The sequence below is a fragment of the Xanthomonas sp. 4461 genome, assembly GCF_024806475.1.
Classification (GTDB): Bacteria; Pseudomonadota; Gammaproteobacteria; order Xanthomonadales; family Xanthomonadaceae; genus Xanthomonas; species Xanthomonas arboricola_F.
The window spans coordinates 18,655-36,909 of sequence record NZ_JANTYV010000001.1; the positions used below are offsets into that span (position 1 = coordinate 18,655).

At 64.9% G+C, this 18,255-nt stretch carries 16 protein-coding genes; 9 read left to right on the plus strand and 7 right to left on the minus strand.

Annotated features, from left to right (window positions below):
• From FHY19_RS00090 to FHY19_RS00110, 5 genes are all read right to left on the minus strand, one after another.
• Positions 1-1,344, minus strand: a complete 1,344-nt coding sequence (locus tag FHY19_RS00090; RefSeq protein ID WP_259150606.1) for an acetylglutamate kinase — start codon at positions 1,342-1,344, stop codon at positions 1-3.
• Positions 1,345-1,392: 48 nt separating this feature from the next.
• Positions 1,393-2,493, minus strand: coding sequence for an acetylornithine deacetylase (locus FHY19_RS00095; protein ID WP_259160681.1), 1,101 nt, complete (start codon positions 2,491-2,493; stop codon positions 1,393-1,395).
• 190 nt (positions 2,494-2,683) lie between these two features.
• A complete protein-coding gene (locus FHY19_RS00100; protein ID WP_259160682.1) occupies positions 2,684-3,925 on the minus strand; it encodes an argininosuccinate synthase in 1,242 nt (413 codons plus the stop codon).
• Positions 3,926-3,977: 52 nt separating this feature from the next.
• Entirely contained in the window at positions 3,978-5,009 is a 1,032-nt protein-coding gene (locus FHY19_RS00105; protein WP_259160684.1) for an N-acetylornithine carbamoyltransferase, read from the minus strand.
• A gap of 309 nt (positions 5,010-5,318) precedes the next feature.
• A complete protein-coding gene (locus tag FHY19_RS00110) occupies positions 5,319-5,831 on the minus strand; it encodes a hypothetical protein (RefSeq protein ID WP_259150610.1) in 513 nt (170 codons plus the stop codon).
• Positions 5,832-5,987: 156 nt separating this feature from the next.
• On the opposite strand from FHY19_RS00110, the gene cysS reads away from it, so the two are divergent.
• The 3 genes from cysS (at position 5,988) to FHY19_RS00125 (ending at position 9,288) form a co-directional block, all read left to right on the plus strand.
• Positions 5,988-7,403 (plus strand): cysteine--tRNA ligase, encoded by a 1,416-nt coding sequence (cysS, locus tag FHY19_RS00115; RefSeq protein WP_259160685.1) that lies wholly within the window; start codon positions 5,988-5,990, stop codon positions 7,401-7,403.
• Positions 7,404-7,603: 200 nt separating this feature from the next.
• The gene (locus tag FHY19_RS00120; RefSeq protein ID WP_259160688.1) at positions 7,604-8,041 is read left to right on the plus strand and encodes a SufE family protein; all 438 of its coding nucleotides are present in this window, start codon (positions 7,604-7,606) and stop codon (positions 8,039-8,041) included.
• Positions 8,038-9,288 carry an MFS transporter gene (locus tag FHY19_RS00125; RefSeq protein WP_259150613.1) on the plus strand — a complete coding sequence of 417 codons (1,251 nt, stop codon included), beginning with the start codon at positions 8,038-8,040 and terminating at the stop codon, positions 9,286-9,288. The genes FHY19_RS00120 and FHY19_RS00125 overlap by 4 nt, the downstream gene beginning before the upstream one ends.
• 529 nt (positions 9,289-9,817) lie before the next feature.
• Here FHY19_RS00125 and dksA read toward each other — a convergent pair.
• Entirely contained in the window at positions 9,818-10,843 is a 1,026-nt protein-coding gene (gene dksA / locus FHY19_RS22350) for an RNA polymerase-binding protein DksA (protein WP_259160689.1), read from the minus strand.
• A gap of 84 nt (positions 10,844-10,927) precedes the next feature.
• Between dksA and yidD the strand changes: the two genes are divergently transcribed.
• The 6 genes from yidD (at position 10,928) to eutC (ending at position 17,698) form a co-directional block, all read left to right on the plus strand.
• Entirely contained in the window at positions 10,928-11,221 is a 294-nt protein-coding gene (gene yidD, locus FHY19_RS00135; protein WP_259160690.1) for a membrane protein insertion efficiency factor YidD, read from the plus strand.
• Complete coding sequence (locus tag FHY19_RS00140; RefSeq protein WP_259160691.1) at positions 11,218-12,567, plus strand: dihydroorotase; 1,350 nt, start codon at positions 11,218-11,220, stop codon at positions 12,565-12,567. The genes yidD and FHY19_RS00140 overlap by 4 nt, the downstream gene beginning before the upstream one ends.
• Positions 12,567-13,406: a M23 family metallopeptidase gene (locus tag FHY19_RS00145; RefSeq protein ID WP_259160692.1), complete on the plus strand. Its 840-nt coding sequence runs from the start codon at positions 12,567-12,569 to the stop codon at positions 13,404-13,406. Before FHY19_RS00140 ends, FHY19_RS00145 begins: the two co-directional genes overlap by 1 nt.
• A gap of 700 nt (positions 13,407-14,106) precedes the next feature.
• The gene (gene eat / locus FHY19_RS00150) at positions 14,107-15,471 is read left to right on the plus strand and encodes an ethanolamine permease (RefSeq protein ID WP_259163734.1); all 1,365 of its coding nucleotides are present in this window, start codon (positions 14,107-14,109) and stop codon (positions 15,469-15,471) included.
• Positions 15,468-16,880: an ethanolamine ammonia-lyase subunit EutB gene (locus FHY19_RS00155; protein WP_259150618.1), complete on the plus strand. Its 1,413-nt coding sequence runs from the start codon at positions 15,468-15,470 to the stop codon at positions 16,878-16,880. Before eat ends, FHY19_RS00155 begins: the two co-directional genes overlap by 4 nt.
• Positions 16,877-17,698 (plus strand): ethanolamine ammonia-lyase subunit EutC, encoded by an 822-nt coding sequence (gene eutC / locus FHY19_RS00160; RefSeq protein ID WP_259160693.1) that lies wholly within the window; start codon positions 16,877-16,879, stop codon positions 17,696-17,698. The genes FHY19_RS00155 and eutC overlap by 4 nt, the downstream gene beginning before the upstream one ends.
• A 129-nt stretch (positions 17,699-17,827) precedes the next feature.
• Here eutC and FHY19_RS00165 read toward each other — a convergent pair whose 3' ends face one another.
• Complete coding sequence (locus tag FHY19_RS00165) at positions 17,828-18,124, minus strand: hypothetical protein (protein WP_259160694.1); 297 nt, start codon at positions 18,122-18,124, stop codon at positions 17,828-17,830.
• Positions 18,125-18,255: the final 131 nt, after the last annotated feature.

Consider the following 18,255-nt stretch of genomic DNA (forward strand, 5'->3'; position numbering starts at 1 on the left):
TCAGCCCAGCAGCGTCGGCTGGCGCGTCGCACAATGCGCCACGCAGTGCTGGATCTGCTCGAAATTCTCCAGCCCGTACCAGAACACCTTCCACTTTTCCTGCTTGATGCAGCCGTCGGATTCGGCGTAGTAGAAGATGTTGACCTGGTTGTTGTGACGCGAGCGCCAGAACAGCTGCGGAGTTTCCTCGCGCATCACGTTCCACACTGCGCGGCCCAGGCCCTCGCCCTGCGCATCGTCGAGCACGGCAAACTTGTCCAGATAGATCAGCGCGCTTGCACCCAGCATGCCTTCGTCGGTGAGGATCACCGCGGCGCGATAGTTCTCGCTGACATAGGCACGCAACAACTTGGTGTTGCTGAAGTAATCCGGCACCAGCGTGCGGCCGAAGCTGGATTCGATCAGCGACTTCAGGCGAGGCAGATCCAGTTCGTCCCAGGAGGTCGCGCGCAACACGCGCTCGCCCCGCCGCACCAGCGTGCCCGAGCCCTTGTGGGTGAACAGTTCCTTGGCCAGGTCTGCCGGCCGGGTGATCGACACCGACGATTCCAGCGGCAGCCGGTCGAGCAGATCCTTGATCTGTTCGATCTTGACCCGCATGCCGCCGTTGATCCACGGCTGCTGCATCAGATGATCGTATTCGGTGGACAGGTTGATCGAATCGATCAGCTTGCCGTCGGCATCCAGCAAACCGCCGGTACCGGTGAGGAAGATGATCTTGTACGGCTGCAGTTCCTGCACCAGTTCGTTGGCGGCGAAATCCGCATTGACGTTGAGGATCTGCCCACTCGGCGTTTCGCCCAGGCTGGTGATCACCGGGATCGAGCCGGCCTGCAGGCTGGCTTCGATCGGCGCCAGATTCACCGCCTTGACCTCGCCGACCAGCCCATAGGTGTCACGGTCCAGATACTGCGCTTCGAACACGCCGCCGGTGATCGATGTGGCACGCGCACCGTTCTGCTGCAGCGCTTCCACCAGCTTGAGGTTGGAGGCCTGGAACACCTTGCGCACGATCGCCAGCGCTTCCGGCGACGTCACCCGCAAGCCGTTGACGGTCTGTTTTTCGATGCCCGCTGCAGACAGCTCCGCATCCAGCTGCGGGCCGGCGCCATGCAGCACGATCGGGGTCAGGCCCACCTCCTGCAGGAACGACAGCGACGAGGTCAGCGCGTCCAGGTCGTCGCGCAGCACCGCGCCACCCACCTTGACCACCGCAAAGCGCTTGGCGTCCAGCTGCGAAAAACGCTTGAGGTACTGGCTGATTTCCTTGGCGCTGGCCATGCTCGAAAGCAGGCGCACGATGGTCTGGCGGGTCTGTTTGTGGGGCTGTGCGGAGAGGGACATTGCGGTGATCGATAGGAGGAATGGCCGCGCCAGGCGCGGAACGCGGCGTCAGTGCGCGCCGTTGATGATGCGGTGTACCGAGTCGGCATAGCGCTGCAGTTGCTCCAGCGTCACGAATTCGTCGGCGGTATGCGCCTGGGCGATATTGCCCGGGCCATAGACCAGCGCGGTATAGCCGCCGGCGGAAAACAGCGAGGCTTCGGTCCAGAAATCCACCGCGTTGCCGATCGGCAGGTCCAGCGCATCGGCCACATCGCGTGCGGCCAGGCGGCGTTCCTCTGCGCGTGCGATGTGACCCGACGGCAGGCTCGGCCCGCGAAAGGTTTCTTCGAAATGCGCTGCCGCAGGATCGGCAAAGCCGGCAAACGTGGCCAGCAAGCCGTCCACGTCCATCGACGGCAACGGACGAAAGCCAAACCGTAGCTCCGCCGCCGGCGCGATCATGTTGGCCTTGATGCCACCGTCGACGCGGCCGATGTTGAAGCGCAAACCGGTCAGGCCGCCGAAGCGCGCATGCGCCAGCGACTCGACATGGTCCAGCGCCTTGCCGCCCCAGCGCATCGCCTGGTGCAAGGCACTGGCGGACGGATCCTGCTTGCCCGATGCGTGCCCGGCACGGCCGGCAAAGCGCATCAGCACCGAACTGATGCCGCGATGCGCCAGCACTGCCTCGCTCATGGTCGGCTCGGCCACCAGCACCGCCTCGTAGGGCAAACCACGCGCCAGAAACGCAGCGATGCAGCGCGGGTCGTTGGCCTCTTCGTCGGAGGAAAACAGGAACGCGGCATCGCCATCGCCGGCATTGGCCGCTGCCACCAACGCCGCCGCCGCGCCCTTGATATCGCACACCCCCAGACCGATCACCCGGTCCTCGTTACGCCGCATCACGTGCGGATCGGCACTCCAGTGCGGCGAATCCGGCACCGTGTCCAGATGCACGTTGAACAGATACCTGGGAGTTCCGCGCACGGCATACAGGCTCACTGCACCGGCGCCGTGGTCGATCACCTCGACCTGGAAACCGGGCAGCTGCGCGCGCAGGTAGTCGAAGATGCCGCCCTCGGCAGCGATCGCCCGCGGCGGATTGCGGGTGTCGAAGGACACCAGCTTCTGCAGATGCGTCAGTGTGTTGTCGAGCAGTGTGGTCATTGATCGCGTCTTATTGCGTCGGGTCGCGTGTGGTTGGTCTTTCTAGCGCCCATCTAGCCGCTTCCACGCCTGCAGGGGAAGCGGCCCGAGAGGGCAGATGGGGCATGCGGCAGGTCGCCCTCATCCGGCGCTATGCGCCACCTTCTCCCGCGTGCGGGAGAAGGAACATAGGCTGCCTGCGGCGGTCGTCTCAGCGGTTGACCTGCGCATAGAGCGTCGAGCTCATCCCGAACAGCTTGATGAAGCCTTCGGCCTCTTCCACGCCCCAGTCGGCCGACTGCGCGTAGGTCGCGCCCTTGGTGTTGAGCAGGTGCGGTGAGCGCACCGCCACCGCATCGACGCGGCCGCCGCGGGTTTCCAGCGTCACTTCGCCGTTGACCTTGGCCTGCGAGGACTTCAGGAACGCCTCGATGTCGGTCTTGAGCGGGTCGTGATAGAAGCCTTCGTACACCAGCTCCACCCACTTGCGCGCCACGTCCGGCTTGAAGCGGTTCTGCTGCTTGGTCAGCACCGCATCTTCCAGCGCACGGTGCGCGGTAAGCAGCGAGATCAGGCCCGGCGCCTCGAACACGATGCGGCCCTTCAGGCCGATCACGGTGTCGCCGGTGTACACGCCGCGGCCCACGCCGTACTGGGCAAACAAGGTATTGAGCTTGGCCAGGATCTTGGCGCCCGGAAGCGGCTTGCCGTCCAGCTCCACCGCCTCGCCTTCGACGAACTTCAAGGTCACCGTCAACGCTTCGGTCGGCCACGCACTGCGCGGGGCGCACCAGCCACGCGCCCCTTCGCCCGGCGCTTCCCAGCGGTCGATTTCGCCGCCGGACATGGTCAGCCCCAGCAAATTCTCGTTGATGGTGTAGGCCTGCTGTTTGGCGCGCACGCCGAAGCCGCGCGCTTCCAGGTACTTCTGCTCGTAGGCGCGAGTCTGGGTGTGTTCCTTCTGGATCTCGCGGATCGGCGCGACGATCTGGTAATCGCCCAACGCCTTCACCGCCAGGTCGAAACGCACCTGGTCGTTACCCATGCCGGTGCAGCCGTGCGCAATGATGCGCGTGCCCAACTCTTCGGCGCGCTTGAGCGCGGCATCGACGATCAGATAGCGGTCCGACACCAGCAACGGGTACTGGCCCTGGTAGCCCTCGCCCGCCCACACGAACGGCTTGACGAAGCCTTCCCAGATCGCCGGGCCACCATCGACGGTGACATGGCTGGCGGCGCCCAGTTCGGCGGCGCGCTTCTCGATGAAGTCGCGCTCCTCGGCATCCACACCGCCGGTATCGGCAAACACGGTATGCACCGCATAACCACGCTCCTGCAGATACGGAATGCAGAAGCTGGTGTCCAGGCCACCGGAGAAGGCGAGAACGATATCCTTCTTGCCGCCGGGAATCGGGAGTTGGGAATCGGGAATGGTGGAAGCAGTGCTCATCATTGTTTCCTTGGTACGTAAAAGTGGGGATCAACGTTCTTGCTGTTGCGATTCTCTATTCCCGATTACCGATTCCCGCTTGCGAAGCGAGCGCCGCCATGATCGCCTTCTGCACATGCAGGCGATTCTCGGCTTCATCGATGGCGATGCAGTTGGGCGAATCCATCACCGCGTCGGTGGCCTTGACGTTGCGACGCAGCGGCAGGCAATGCGAGAACACGCCGTTGTTGGTCAGCGCCATCTTGCGTTCGTCGACGATGAAGTGCTGGTACTGGTCGCGGATCGGCTTTTCCGGCTCCCAGTTGCCGAAGAACGGCAGCGCGCCCCAGCTCTTGGCATAGACGACATCGGCGCCGGCGTAGGCGCTGTCGATGTCATGGCTGACCTGCAGCGAGCCGCCGCTTTCGGCCACGTTCTGCGCCGCCCAGTCCATGTAGCGCTGATCCAGGATGTAGTCCGGCGTCGGGCACAGCAGGGTCACGTCCATCCCCAAGCGGGTGGCGATGGTCAGCGCGGAATTGGCCACCGCAGTGTTGAGCGGCTTGGGGTGATAGGTCCAGGTCAGTACGTACTTCTTGCCGCGCAGATCCGGCGTACCGAAGTGCTCCTGCAAGGCCAGCGCATGCGCCAGCTCCTGGCACGGGTGGGTGATCGTCTCCATGTTGATCACCGGCACCGGCGAATACTTCGCGAAGCTTTTGAGCACCTGGTCCTCGCGGTCCTTGGACCAGTCGACGAACTTGGGAAACGCGCGCACACCGATCAAATCGACATAACGACCCAGCACCCGCGCCACTTCGGCGATGTGCTCTTCGGTGTCGCCATCCATCACCGTGCCCAGGTTGAACTCGATCGGCCAGGCATCCTTGCCCGGCTGCAGCACCACCGCATGCCCACCCAACTGGAACGCGCCCAGCTCGAAGCTGGTGCGGGTGCGCATGGACGGGTTGAAGAACACCAGCGCGATCGACTTGCCCTTCAGCTCGCTTCCCAGCTTGTTGCGTTTGAACAACGCGGCCTGGGTCAACAGCGCGTCCAGTTCGGCGCGGCTCCAGTCCTGGGTGTTCAAGAAGTGCTTCAGTGACATCGATCGATCCTTTGCTGCGTGCTTCTGCTGCGTGGTCCGCCAGGAGCGACGGGGTGCGCGACATGCGCGTTTCTTGCGGTTGAAACTTTTGTGACGCCAAAACGAAAAAACCCAGCCTGTGGGCTGGGTCTTCAGAACGGACAGCAAAACGCCCCGGTTACCCAGCGAAAATGTGGGATTCCGGTCGGCGGGCACGCGAGGTCATGCCGGAGGCCATCCGGGCGGCGCTGGTGTCGTGCTGAAAGGGGATTGCTTGCATAGGGCGCGAATCCTCGCATGCATGCGGGCACGGCGCAACCGCCATGCGCCTCAGCGCGGCGGTGCGACGATGGCGTCGGGAATGTACGGGGTCACCGACACCCGGATGCGCAGCCGGTTGCCCGGATCTTCCGGCAGCCGCGAACGGTACTTGGTGCCCTTGTAGACGTAGTCCACGTCGAAGGCGATCGGGCGCCGGAACTCGCGCGGCACTTCCACGACCTTGCAATTGCGGCGGGTGCTGGTGGGCGGCACTGCCGCCGGCGTCGCCGGCTCGGGCCGACGCGAGAACATTTCCTTAACCGAATCGACCATGCGGTTGATGCGGCCCTCGTCCTCGACAGCGGCAACCGGCACCGGCGTCGCCTGTTCGGCCTCGCACTGTTCTTCGATGCGGGTGGCGCGCAGGGTCTGGTAGACCGGCTCGACATTGAGCACCTGCGCGTAATCCAGCTTGACGTTTTCGATCACGACGACCCGGTTTTTGACATCGGGCTCTGCCGCATGTGCCGGCAATGCCTGCCAGGCCAGCACACACAGCGTGGGGAACAGAAGAAGTCGCATCAGGACCGAAGTGGCGAAGCCAGGCAGTACGTAAGTGTATGGAGCTTGCGATCTCCGGGGCTGAACGCAGCCCATCCGGTCGCCGGTGTCGGCGTGCCGGTTCGCCATCTTGCCGCAAGGGGCTAGAATCGCGCGGTTACCCTTTTTCAGATGCCGATGAGCCTGCGCCTGCACAACAACCTGACGCGGCGGGTCGAACCGTTCGCGCCGCTCGATCCGTCCTGCCCCACCCTGTATGTGTGCGGCCCTACCGTCTACAACTACGCGCATATCGGCAACGCCCGCGGCCCGGTGGTGTTCGACGTGCTGGCCGCACTGCTGCGGCGGCGCTATGGCGCGCTGCGCTACGCACGCAACATCACCGACGTGGACGACAAGATCAACGCTGCCGCACAGGCGCAGGGCGTGCCGATCTCCACCATCACCGACCGCTTCGCCGCGATCTATCGCCAGGACATGGCCGCGCTCGGCGTGGTGCCGCCGGATATCGAACCGGAGGCCACCGCGCATATTCCGCACATCGTGGCCATGATCGAGCAGCTGATCGAGGGCGGCCATGCCTATGCCGCCGAAGGCCATGTGCTGTTTGCAGTGGCCAGTTTCGACGGTTACGGCAAGCTGTCGCGGCGCGACCCCGACGAAATGCTGGCCGGTGCGCGCGTGGACGTGGCGCCGTACAAGCGCGACCCCGGCGACTTCGTGCTGTGGAAGCCGTCCAGCGACGAGCTGCCCGGCTGGGAGTCGCCGTGGGGCCGCGGCCGCCCCGGCTGGCATATCGAATGCTCGGCGATGGCCGCCGCGCACCTGGGCCCGACCATCGACATCCATGCCGGCGGCGTGGACCTGCAGTTCCCGCATCACGAAAACGAAATCGCGCAAAGCGAATGCGCGCATGGCGGCGCCACCTTCGCCCGCTTCTGGCTGCACAACGGCATGCTCAATTTCAGCGGCGCCAAGATGAGCAAGTCGCTGGGCAACATCGAGACCGTGCACGACCTGATCGCCAAGCACCCGCCCGAAGCGCTGCGGCTTGCGCTATTGAGCGCGCATTACCGGCAGCCGCTGGATTGGTCGGATGCGCTGATCGAGGATCAGGTCAAGCGGCTCGACGGCTTGTACGGAACCTTGCGGAGCCTGAAGGCGATCCAAGCGCAGGCAACGATTCCCGAGCAGATAGAAGACGCGCTCAGCGACGACCTCAACACACCGCTGGCGCTCGCGGTGCTGGCAAAGCTTGCGAAGGATGCGAACCGGGCGCTGCTGGAGCTCGCACCGGCCGGTGGCCCAGGCGACGGGCTCAGCGCGGAGAATCTTGCAGCATTGCAACGTGCCAAGGCCGAGCTGCTCGGGGCCGGAATGGCGCTGGGCCTGCTGCTGCAGGACCCGGCCACCTGGTTCTCGCGCGGCACCGATGCCGGCGACGATGCGCGCATCACCGTGCTGGTCGAAGAACGCAATTCTGCCAAGAAAGCCAGGGACTTCGCCCGCGCCGACGCCATCCGCAAGCAGCTCGCCGACGAAGGCATCGTGCTGGAAGACACCCCGCAAGGCGTGCGCTGGAAGCGTGCCTGACCGTCGGGAGAAGGTGCCCCACAGGGGCGGATGAGGGTACGGGCGAAGTCACATGCATGGCTTTTTTTGAGATGGGCGAAGCCACCCGCATCCAATTCCAGCCAGGCTTCGCCCGCACCCTCACCCCAACCCCTCTCCCGGAGGGAGAGGGGCTTTGACCGAACGCCCCTGGATTTTTTGCGACCGATTCTGGAATTTTGATGACCACCACCCCCTTCCCGCTAGAACCCACCGCCACCGATGCGCAGGCCGCGATCGCCGAGGAGTTCTCCTTCTTCGGCGACTGGTCCGAGCGCTACCAGTACCTGATCGACCTGGGCCGCAAGCTGCCGACCTTCCCGGAACAGTGGAAGACCGAAGAACACCGCCTGCATGGCTGCCAGTCGATGGTGTGGATCGTGCCCGAAGGCAATGCGCAACGGCTGGACTTCCATGCCGTCAGCGATTCGGCCATCGTGTCCGGGCTGATCTATCTCGCACTGCGCGTGTATTCCGGGCGTAGCGCGCAGGAAATCCTGGCCACCGAACCGGACTACATCGCCGGCATTGGCCTGGCCAAGCACCTGTCGCCAACGCGCAGCAATGGGGTGGCCGCCATGCTGGCCTTCATCCGTGAAACGGCCCGCGCACAACAGTGAGTACGCCGACGCCCTCGCCCACCGATTCGCTGCGCACGCTGTTCGCCCATCCTGGTTTCGGCCTGGTGTTGCTGTACCGCGTCGCGGCGATGCTGTCGTATCAGGTCGTGGCGGTCACGGTCGGATGGCACATCTATGAGATCACGCGCAATCCGCTGTCGCTGGGGCTGATCGGCCTTGCCGAAATCCTGCCGTTCTTCTGCATCGCGCCGTTTGCCGGCTATCTGGTCGACCATCTGCCGCGCAGGCGCCTGGGCATGGTCGCAGTGCTGGGGCTGGTGACCACGGCACTGCTGTTGATGGCAGTCGCGCAGGGCTGGCTACCCATCCAGGGCGTATGGCCGATCTACGCCGCCATCGCATTGACCGGCGCGGCGCGCTCGTTCCTGTCGCCGGTCTACAACGCCTTGTTCGCGCGTGCGTTGCCGCGCGAAGCGTTCGCACGCGGCGCCAGCATCGGCAGCGTCACCTTCCAGGCCGGCATGGTGATCGGCCCGGCACTGGGCGGCGTGCTGGTCGGCTGGGGCGGCAAGGGACTGGCCTATGGCGTGGCTGCCGGCGTGGCGCTGGTGGCGATCCTGGCCCTGGCGCTGTTGCGCGTCAGCGAGCCGGTCAACGCCGGCCCGCGCGCGCCGATCTTCCGCAGCATCGCCGAAGGTGCGCAGTTCGTGCTCTCCAACCAGATCATGCTGGGCGCGATGGCGTTGGACATGTTTTCGGTGTTGCTGGGCGGCGCTGTCTCGATGTTGCCCGCCTTCATCCAGGAAATCCTGCATTACGGCCCCGAAGGCCTGGGCATCCTGCGCGGTGCGCCGGCGCTTGGCTCGATCGTGGTCGGTGTGTGGCTGGCGCGGCACCCGCTGCAGCGCAATGCCGGACGCATCCTGATGCTGTCGGTGGCCGGCTTCGGGCTGTGCACCATCGCCTTCGGCCTGTCGCGGCACTTCTGGCTGTCGGCGGCGATCCTGCTGGTCTACGGCATGTGCGACGGCGTGTCGGTGGTAGTACGGCAAACCATCCTGCAGCTCGCCACACCGGACGCGATGCGTGGCCGGGTGTCGTCGATCAACGGCATCTTCATCGGCTCGTCCAACGAACTGGGCGCGTTCTACGACGGCGTCATGGCACGGCTGGTCGGGCTGGTGCCGGCAGTCGTCATCGGCGGCTGCGTCACCCTGGGCGTGGTGGCGACCACGGCCTGGAAGGCCCCGCGGCTACGCAAACTGGATTTACGCGACCTGCAATAAGCGCAGCTCACAAGACGGCTGCGCGCAGTGCAGGACGGGTGCAGTCGGTGCTTGGCGCGGCAGCGGATACCGCGTGCGCGGGTGATGAGCGCGGCGGCCAAGTCCGCCCATGACTGCCCGCCACGTGTTGCCGGACGCCCCGAGCCTAGTCTGGCGAGGCCACCCCGGTTGCAGATCCCGCCGGTGCCTGTGACGACGGCTACGTGCGCGTTATCGGACGCTCCGCTCCAGGCCAGGCAACGGGTGCACATGCCGCCCTTGCCTATGACCCGTGCTTGCTATGTGTCGTCAGACGCTCAAGCCAAGCCTGGCGAGGGGGCTGCGTATGCCGCCAGCCCCTGCACCGCTTGCGCGCGCGCTCGCTCGCTCGCGTTGCGGCAGTCGATGCAACCGCATCAAGCGGCCACGCAAAACGCGGCGTGACCTGACGCCTGCAACGGCGCGCCACCACAACGGCCTGCGCCACCCCACCGCCACACAAAAAACCCCCGCACATGGCGGGGGCTTTAATGCGAACGGAGGAAGACGATCAGTCGCCCTGCTGCTTCTGCAGGTGCTCCCAACGCTCCTGGGCGTCGATGGTGCGCTCGGCAGTCAGACGCGCGTCCAGACGGTCCAGGCCGATCTCTTCGCCGGTATCCACGCAGTAGCCGTAGTCGCCGTCTTCCAGACGCTTGAGCGTGCTGTCGATCTTGGAGATCAGCTTGCGGGCGCGGTCGCGGGCGCGCAGTTCCAGCGAATTCTCGGTCTCACGCGTGGCGCGTTCGGCTTCGTCGCCGATATCGCGGACTTCTTCGCGCAGGTTTTCGATGGTCTGCTTGGATTCCTCGACCATCTCGTTGCGCCAGCTCTGCAGACGCTGACGGAAGTATTCCTGCTGCAGCTTGCTCATGTACTCCTCGTCCGCCGAAGGCTTGTAGCCCTGCGGGAGGATCGGACGACCGGTGGTCTCGTCGATCTTGTAGTCGACCACCTTGTACTTGGTCTTCGGCGTCGGGCTGGAGGACTTGGCAGTCACGGCCACTGCCACCTTGCCGACCGGACGGGTCGCGGCGGGCTTGGCGGGGGCTTCGGTTTTGGTTGGCGTTTTTGCGGAAGATTTCGAAACGGGCACGGGATTCTTAAGTGGCGGGGTCGCAGGCTTTGCCGGCTTCGCAGGGACGGCCTTGGGGGCCGGTGCGGGCGCGGGCTTCTCAGCCTTGACCGGGACTGACTTGGCCGGAACCGGCTTGGCGGCCGGCTTCGGTACGGACTTGGACGCCACCGGCTTGGCAGCCGGTTTGGCGGCAGCCGGAGCTGCCTTGCTCGCCGCCGGCTTGGCAGCGGTCTTGGCGACAGGTTTCACGGGCTTGGTCGCTGCGGTCTTGGAGGCCGCTGCCGGCTTGGCAACGGTCTTGGCCGCAGCTGCCTTCTTGGCAACCGGTTGCTTGGGAGCCGGAGCCGCCTTCTTGGCGGCCGGTTTTGCAGCAGCGGGCGCCGCTGCCTTCTTCGCAGCGGGTTTGGCGGACTTCTTGGCGGCCTCTACGGCCTTTTTTGCAGGTTTTTTAGCAGCCACGAAACGCTCTTCCTTGGTTCCCCCGGGGCCCGGGAAAGCGGGCCTTTATAACGTACCCCGCGGACCCCCGGCAACCACCTATTAATGCAACTGGCATATGATTGGCAAGTGATCGGACGCCTGCTCATCGCGCTGTTGCGCTTCTACAAGCTGTTCATCAGCCCGCTGCTCGGGCCGCGCTGCCGTTTTGCGCCCAGTTGCTCGGAGTATGCGATGACCGCCATCGGCCGCTTCGGCCCGCTACGCGGGAGCTGGCTGGCCGCGCGCCGGCTGGGCCGCTGCCATCCCTTCCATCCGGGCGGCTTCGATCCGGTGCCTGACGCGCCCGCCTCCGCTGCCCCTTCCCCTTCCTGCAGTTGCAAAGGACCTCATCCATGAGCCGAACCGTCATCATCAACGCCCGCCTGGTCAATGAAGGCAAGGAGTTCGACGCCGATCTCCTCATCGAGGGCGGTCGCATCGCCAAGATCGACAGCAAGATCACCCCGGATGCAGGCGACACCGTGGTGGACGCGGCCGGGCGCTGGCTGCTGCCGGGCATGATCGACGACCAGGTACATTTCCGCGAGCCTGGCCTGACCCACAAGGGCGATATCGCGACCGAATCGGGCGCAGCGGTGGCCGGCGGCCTGACCAGCTTCATGGACATGCCCAACACCAACCCGCCCACACTGGACGCGGCCGTACTGCAGGCCAAGTACGATGCCGCCGCCGGGCGCGCCTGGGCCAACTACGGCTTCTACATGGGTGCCAGCAACGACAACCTGGCCGCGATCCAATCGCTGGACCCCAAGACGGCTCCGGGCATCAAGGTGTTCATGGGCGCCTCCACCGGCAACATGCTGGTCGACAATCCTGAGACGCTGGACGCGATCTTCCGCGACGCGCCGACGCCGATCATCACCCATTGCGAAGACACCCCGACCATCGATGCGACGCTGGCGCAGTACAAGGAAAAATACGGCGATGCATTGACCCCGGAGATGCACCCGGACATCCGTTCGCGGCAGGCCTGCCTGAAGTCTTCGCAGCTGGCGGTATCGCTGGCGCGCAAGCACAACACCCGCCTGCACGTGCTGCATATCTCCACCGCCGACGAGTTGGGGCTGTTCGAAGCCGGCCCGCTGGTGGACGCCGACGGCAAGCTGCGCAAGCGCATCACCGCCGAGACCTGCATCCACTTTCTGCGCTTCGACCGCAGCGACTACGCGCGGCTGGGCAACCTGATCAAATGCAACCCCGCGATCAAGGACGCCGACGACCGCCTTGCCCTGATCGAAGCGCTGGCAGAAGACGTCATCGACGTGCTCGCCACCGATCACGCCCCGCATACCTGGGAAGAGAAGCAAAAGCCCTACGCGCAGGCGCCCTCCGGCCTGCCGCTGGTGCAGTACGCGCTGGTCGCCGCGCTGGAGCTGGTGCACGAGGGCAAGCTGCCGATCACCCGTATCGTGCAAAAGTTCGCGCATGCGCCGGCGCAGCTGTTCGATGTGGAAGAGCGCGGCTTTCTGCGCGAAGGCTACTTCGCCGATCTGGTGATGATCGACAACACCCCGTTCACGGTGAAGCGCGAGCAGGTGCTGTCCAGATGCGGCTGGTCGCCGTTCGAAGGCACCACCTTCCGCTCGCGCATCGCCGCAACCTGGGTCAACGGACAGCAGGTGTGGGATGGCGAACAGCTGGTCGGCAGCGCCGCCGGCCAGCGCCTGACCTTCGACCGCTGATGCGCGCAGCCTTCCTTGGTGCATGGCTGGCGCTGGTGCCGGCCATGCTGAGTGCGGGTGCGGTGCAGGCGCAGGCCACAAGCGAGGCTGGCGTGGTGTTCCCGGCCAGCGCCTCGCAAGGGGCGATGGTGATCGGCAAGGTGCCTGCCGGCAGCAGCGTGCAATATGCGGGGCGCACCTTGCGTGTCAGCGGCTACGGCAGCGTGGTGTTCGGCATTGGCCGCGATGCCACCGGCCCGCTGCAGGTGCGCATCACCCTGCCCGATGGCACCCAGCGCACCAGCAGCATCGCGGTGACGCCACGCGACTGGCCAACCGAGCGCGTCAATGGCGTGCCACCCAAGACGGTGAACCCGCCTGCAGCCATTGCCGAGCGCATCAAACGCGAGCAGGCGCAAGTCACCGCCGCGCGCGATCGCGACGATGCACGGACCGATTTTGCGCAGCCCTTCATCTGGCCGGTGCAAGGCCGTATCAGCGGCCGGTTCGGCAACGCGCGCGTGTACAACGGTCAACCGGGCGCGGGACACTCCGGCATGGACATCGCCGTACCGACCGGCACGCCGGTCGAGGCGCCGGCGGCCGGCGTGGTGACCTTTGCAGCGCCGGATCTGTATCTGACCGGCGGCACGCTGCTGCTCGATCACGGCTTTGGCATCAGCTCCAATTTCCTGCACCTGTCGCGGATCGACGTCAAAGTAGGCGATCGGGTGGAACAAGGCCAGGTGATTGCCGCAGTGGGAGCGACCGGTCGCGCAACCGGACCGCATCTGCATTGGGGGATGAATTGGTTCGATATACGCATCGACCCCTTGCTGGTGCTTGAGCGCGGGAAGTAGGTCTGCTGATCTGCTGACTCGTAGAACACCGGCGCGCAGCGGCGCGGCAATCATGCCGGCAGCCAACGCTCTCTGCGGCGCGGTTCGATATACGTATCGACCCCTTGCTGGTGCTTGAGCGCGGGAAGTAAATGCAGTTGGGCGGCTTCTCCCTTCTCCCCTCGGGAGAAGGTGGCGCGTAGCGCCGGATGAGGGTGCGGCGGCGGCGGGTTAACTGAGCAACCGTACCCTCACCGCAACCCTCTCCCAGAGGGAGAGGGGCTTTCAGCGATTGCGGCCGCACGGCGACCTGTCAGCGATTCCACCCACTTGTCGATTGATCGGATGGATTTGCTGCGCGTGCGAAGCTATGCGGCACTAAAAGCGTGAGCCAATGACACGCCAGCGCCACTGTGTAAGCACAGGCAGACATGCTGAACTCGCAGACAAGACCAGACCGGGAACCAGTAACCGGGAGCTGCGCTTGTCCCTCCGGAACCGCAGGTCAAGCATCGGGAAACTTAATAAAGATCGGAACGCCGCCACGTTCCGCCACACCTACCCGCTGCGCTTGTGTCCGTCGCCGGGCTTTGGGGTATAACCGGGAGAGCGTCGATCATTGCCGATGACAGCGACCGGTCAGCCAGCGATGGTCGATTGGTGTCGCGGCCCAGTCCCGGCAACCGGCGTGCTTCGTCTCCCCTCCCCCCGACTGCAGGAGATGTGCGACATGCGCAACGAGCAACTCAAGCCCACACTCGGTACCTGGCAGCTGTGGGGCATTGCAGTGGGTCTGGTGATCTCCGGCGAATACTTCGGTTGGAGTTATGGCTGGGGCACCGCCGGCACGCTTGGATTTCTGGTCACCACCGTGCTGGTTGCGGTGATGTACACCTGCTTCATCTTCAGCTTTACCGAGCTGACCACCGCCATTCCGAATGCGGGTGGACCGTTCGCCTACAGCCTGCGCGCGTTCGGGACGTATGGCGGGATGCTGGCAGGCCTGGCCACGTTGATCGAATTCGTCTTTGCGCCGCCGGCCATCGCGATGGCGATCGGTGCGTATCTGAATGTGCAGTTCCCCACGCTGGACCCACGTATCGCAGCCATCGGCGCGTACGTGATCTTCATGAGCTTGAACATTGTCGGCGTGGCGATTGCGGCCACCTTCGAGCTGATCGTCACCTTGCTGGCAGTGATCGAACTGCTGGTGTTCATGGGCGTGGTGGCACCGGGTTTCAGCGTGGCGCGCTTCGCCGCCAATGGCTGGGCCGGCAGCGACGTCTTTGGCCCAGCGGCAATCTCCGGCATCTTTGCCGCGATCCCCTTTGCGATCTGGTTCTTTCTGGCGATCGAAGGCGCGGCGATGGCCGCCGAGGAAGCCAAAGACCCCAAGCGCACGATCCCGCGTGCCTACATCGCCGGCATTCTCACCCTGGTGGTCTTGGCGCTGGGGGTGATGGTATTTGCCGGCGGCGTGGGCGACTGGCGCCAGCTCTCCAACATCAACGATCCACTGCCGCAGGCGATGAAGGCGGTGGTCGGCACTAGTTCGACCTGGCTGCATATGCTGGTGTGGATCGGCCTGTTCGGCCTGGTGGCCAGCTTCCACGGCATCATCCTGGGCTATTCGCGGCAATTCTTCGCGCTGGCGCGTGCCGGCTTTCTGCCGCATGGGTTGGCGACGTTGTCGCGGTTTCGCACGCCGCATCGCGCGATCCTGGCCGGCGGCGCCATCGGCATTGCCGCAATCTGCAGCGACAGCGTGGTGAAGATTCAGGGTATGTCGCTGACGGCGGCAATGATCACCATGTCGGTGTTCGGCGCCATCGTGATGTATGTGATGAGCATGCTCAGTTTGTTCAAGCTAAGGCGCAGCGAGCCCGGCCTGGAGCGTAGCTTCCGCGCGCCGGGGTATCCGGTGGTGCCGGCGATTGCGCTGTTGCTCGCGCTGGTCTGTCTGGTGGCGATGGTGTGGTTCAACCCGATCGTGGCGCTGATCTTCGTCGGCCTGCTGCTGTTCGGCGCGCTGTGTTGCGTGCTGAGCCTGCGCAGCCAGGCCTCGACTGTGGCCAACAGCAGATGAGCGGCTTTGCCTGCACCGTTGGCGGCGAGCAGTTCCGCTTCGCCGATCTGAAGACCCTGCTGGCCAAGGCAACGCCGGCGCGTTCGGGCGATCAACTGGCCGGGCTTGCGGCCGACTCGGAGCGACAGCGTGTGGCGGCGCAGATGGCGCTGGCGGATCTGCCATTGCGCCATTTCCTCGCTGAAGCGGTGGTGCCGTATGAAAGCGATGAAGTCACCCGGCTGATCGTCGACCGGCACGATGCCCACGCATTCGCTACTGTCGCGCACCTCACCGTCGGCGGCTTTCGCGATTGGCTGCTGAGCGCGCAGGCCGACGAAGCCGCGCTGGCCGCACTGGCACCCGGACTGACTCCGGAAATGGTGGCCGCCGTGTCCAAGCTGATGCGCGTGCAGGACCTGATCCTGGTGGCGCAGAAGATCCGCGTGGTCACGCGCTTTCGCAATACCTTGGGGTTGCGCGGGCGGCTGTCCACTCGCCTGCAACCCAATCACCCCACCGACGACGCCACCGGCATTGCCGCCAGCGTGCTCGACGGGCTGTTGTACGGCAACGGCGATGCGGTGATCGGCATCAATCCGGCAAGCGATAGCCTGGCGGCCACCACGGCGTTGTTGCGCATGCTCGATGCGGTGATCACCGGCTACCAGATCCCCACGCAGTCGTGCGTGCTGGCCCACATCACCACCACCATCGAGGCCATCAACCGCGGCGTACCGGTGGATCTGGTGTTCCAGTCCATCGCCGGCACGGAGGCGGCGAATGCCAGCTTCGGCATCAACCTGGCGCTGTTGCAGGAAGGCCATGAGGCAGGCGTGTCGCTGCGACGCGGCGGTGTCGGCGACAACGTGATGTATTTCGAAACCGGCCAGGGCAGCGCGCTGTCGGCCAATGCGCATCACGGCGTGGATCAACAAACCTGCGAAGTGCGCGCCTATGCGGTAGCCCGACAGTTCAAACCGCTGCTGGTGAACACCGTGGTCGGCTTCATCGGCCCGGAGTATCTCTACGACGGCAAGCAGATCATTCGTGCGGGGTTGGAGGATCACTTCTGCGGCAAATTGCTTGGCGTGCCGATGGGGTGCGATATCTGCTACACCAACCATGCCGAAGCAGACCAGGACGACATGGATGTCTTGCTGACCCTGCTCGGCACCGCCGGCATCAACTTCATCATGGGCATTCCCGGCTCGGACGATGTGATGCTGAACTACCAGACGACCTCATTCCACGATGCGCTGTACGCGCGTCAGGCGCTTGGCCTGCGGGCGGCGCCCGAGTTCGAGCAATGGCTGGAGCAGCAAGGCATTTTGCGATTGCACGAGGATGGACGGTTTGCACTGGGCAGCGAGGTGCCCGCGGCATTTCGCCGCGCGTTGTCGCACTTTCCCAGCGGGGCGCCGCAATGAGCGAGCGGACAGACTCCCCGCACGATGCCTGGGCGCAACTGCGCCAGCTCACCCCTGCGCGCATCGCACTCGGACGGGTCGGTACCAGTCTGCCCACCGCAGCCCATCTGGATTTTCAGCTGGCGCATGCGCAGGCGCGCGATGCGGTGCATCTGGCATTCGACCCGGCGCCACTGCAGGCCGCGCTGGAACAACGTGGGCGCCGCAGCGTTCTGCTGCACAGCGCTGCGGCGGACCGGCACACCTATCTGCAACGCCCGGATCTTGGCCGTCGCCTGGCCGACGACGCTGCCACGCATCTGCGCGGACTCACCGCCGTTCATGGCGGCGGGCATGATGTCGCGGTGGTGGTCGCTGACGGGCTCTCTGCGCTGGCCGTGCATCGGCATGCGGCGAACATGCTCGAACAGATCGATGCCCTGGCCGCGCATGAAGACTGGTCGTTGGCGCCGGTGGTGCTGGTTGCACAAGGACGCGTCGCCATTGGCGACGAGGTCGGCGAGCTGCTCAACGCGCGCGTCGTGATCGTCCTGATCGGCGAGCGGCCGGGACTGAGTTCGCCCGACAGTCTCGGCCTGTATCTCACCTACACGCCACGCGTCGGCCTGACCGATGCCGCCCGCAACTGCATCTCCAATATCCGCGCCGAAGGACTGAGTTACGCCGACGCCACGCATAAACTTGCGTTCCTGTTGCGCGAATCGTTCCGCCGCAAGTTGTCCGGTGTGCAACTAAAGGATGAAGCAGAACAACCGGCGCTGCCGTCGGCCAGGCCTGCCGATGCCGCTCCGCGCACGTTCCTGTTGCCGGATGCGTGACGTTCTGGCCTAAGGAGATGGAATCGGTCATGAGCAAGGCAGCCAGCCGAGCGCGTACTCCGCGTCACGCATCACACGCCATCCTGCGATCCTGGGGATGCGGACAGGCCGATGACAGCCTGCGTGCGGTCATCTTTCGCGCAGCGCCGGTTCACTGACGACTCCGTTGTCGTAAACGGCCAGCGATGCTGGATGCACACCGTGGTTCGTCTCAAAATCGAAGCGGATATCGCGCCCGATCGCAAAGAAACGCGTCGTCGATTCGGGATAGAGCGTGGCCACGAAATTGCCGGTAACCAGTTCCAGATGGTTGCCATCGACGGTCACCGCAATGTCGCCGGCATGGATTGTCGCTGGCGAATCGGATGCAACCGCGTCGACTGCGACAAGAAGCGACAAGGCGATGAATAAATCGGCGAGTTTCATGCCGGATCCCGCTGTGGTGGAGTCCGATGGCAACCTTAGCCCAACATCTGGCGCCGCCCGGAAGTCACCATGCCCGCTGGTTGCCGAGCCGAGCGATCGGGCCGCGATGCAACGTGCAGTGCCTGGGCAAT

Bases quoted from the DNA above. Each gene is read 5' to 3' on its own strand.
- FHY19_RS00090 (WP_259150606.1), bottom strand. From the start codon at position 1,344: ATGTCCCTCTCCGCACAGCCCCACAAACAGACCCGCCAGACCATCGTG.
- FHY19_RS00095 (WP_259160681.1), bottom strand. From the start codon at position 2,493: ATGACCACACTGCTCGACAACACACTGACGCATCTGCAGAAGCTGGTG.
- FHY19_RS00100 (WP_259160682.1), bottom strand. From the start codon at position 3,925: ATGATGAGCACTGCTTCCACCATTCCCGATTCCCAACTCCCGATTCCC.
- FHY19_RS00105 (WP_259160684.1), bottom strand. From the start codon at position 5,009: ATGTCACTGAAGCACTTCTTGAACACCCAGGACTGGAGCCGCGCCGAA.
- FHY19_RS00110 (WP_259150610.1), bottom strand. From the start codon at position 5,831: ATGCGACTTCTTCTGTTCCCCACGCTGTGTGTGCTGGCCTGGCAGGCA.
- cysS (WP_259160685.1), top strand. From the start codon at position 5,988: ATGAGCCTGCGCCTGCACAACAACCTGACGCGGCGGGTCGAACCGTTC.
- FHY19_RS00120 (WP_259160688.1), top strand. From the start codon at position 7,604: ATGACCACCACCCCCTTCCCGCTAGAACCCACCGCCACCGATGCGCAG.
- yidD (WP_259160690.1), top strand. From the start codon at position 10,928: ATGCAACTGGCATATGATTGGCAAGTGATCGGACGCCTGCTCATCGCG.
- FHY19_RS00140 (WP_259160691.1), top strand. From the start codon at position 11,218: ATGAGCCGAACCGTCATCATCAACGCCCGCCTGGTCAATGAAGGCAAG.
- FHY19_RS00145 (WP_259160692.1), top strand. From the start codon at position 12,567: ATGCGCGCAGCCTTCCTTGGTGCATGGCTGGCGCTGGTGCCGGCCATG.
- eat (WP_259163734.1), top strand. From the start codon at position 14,107: ATGTGCGACATGCGCAACGAGCAACTCAAGCCCACACTCGGTACCTGG.
- FHY19_RS00155 (WP_259150618.1), top strand. From the start codon at position 15,468: ATGAGCGGCTTTGCCTGCACCGTTGGCGGCGAGCAGTTCCGCTTCGCC.
- eutC (WP_259160693.1), top strand. From the start codon at position 16,877: ATGAGCGAGCGGACAGACTCCCCGCACGATGCCTGGGCGCAACTGCGC.
- FHY19_RS00165 (WP_259160694.1), bottom strand. From the start codon at position 18,124: ATGAAACTCGCCGATTTATTCATCGCCTTGTCGCTTCTTGTCGCAGTC.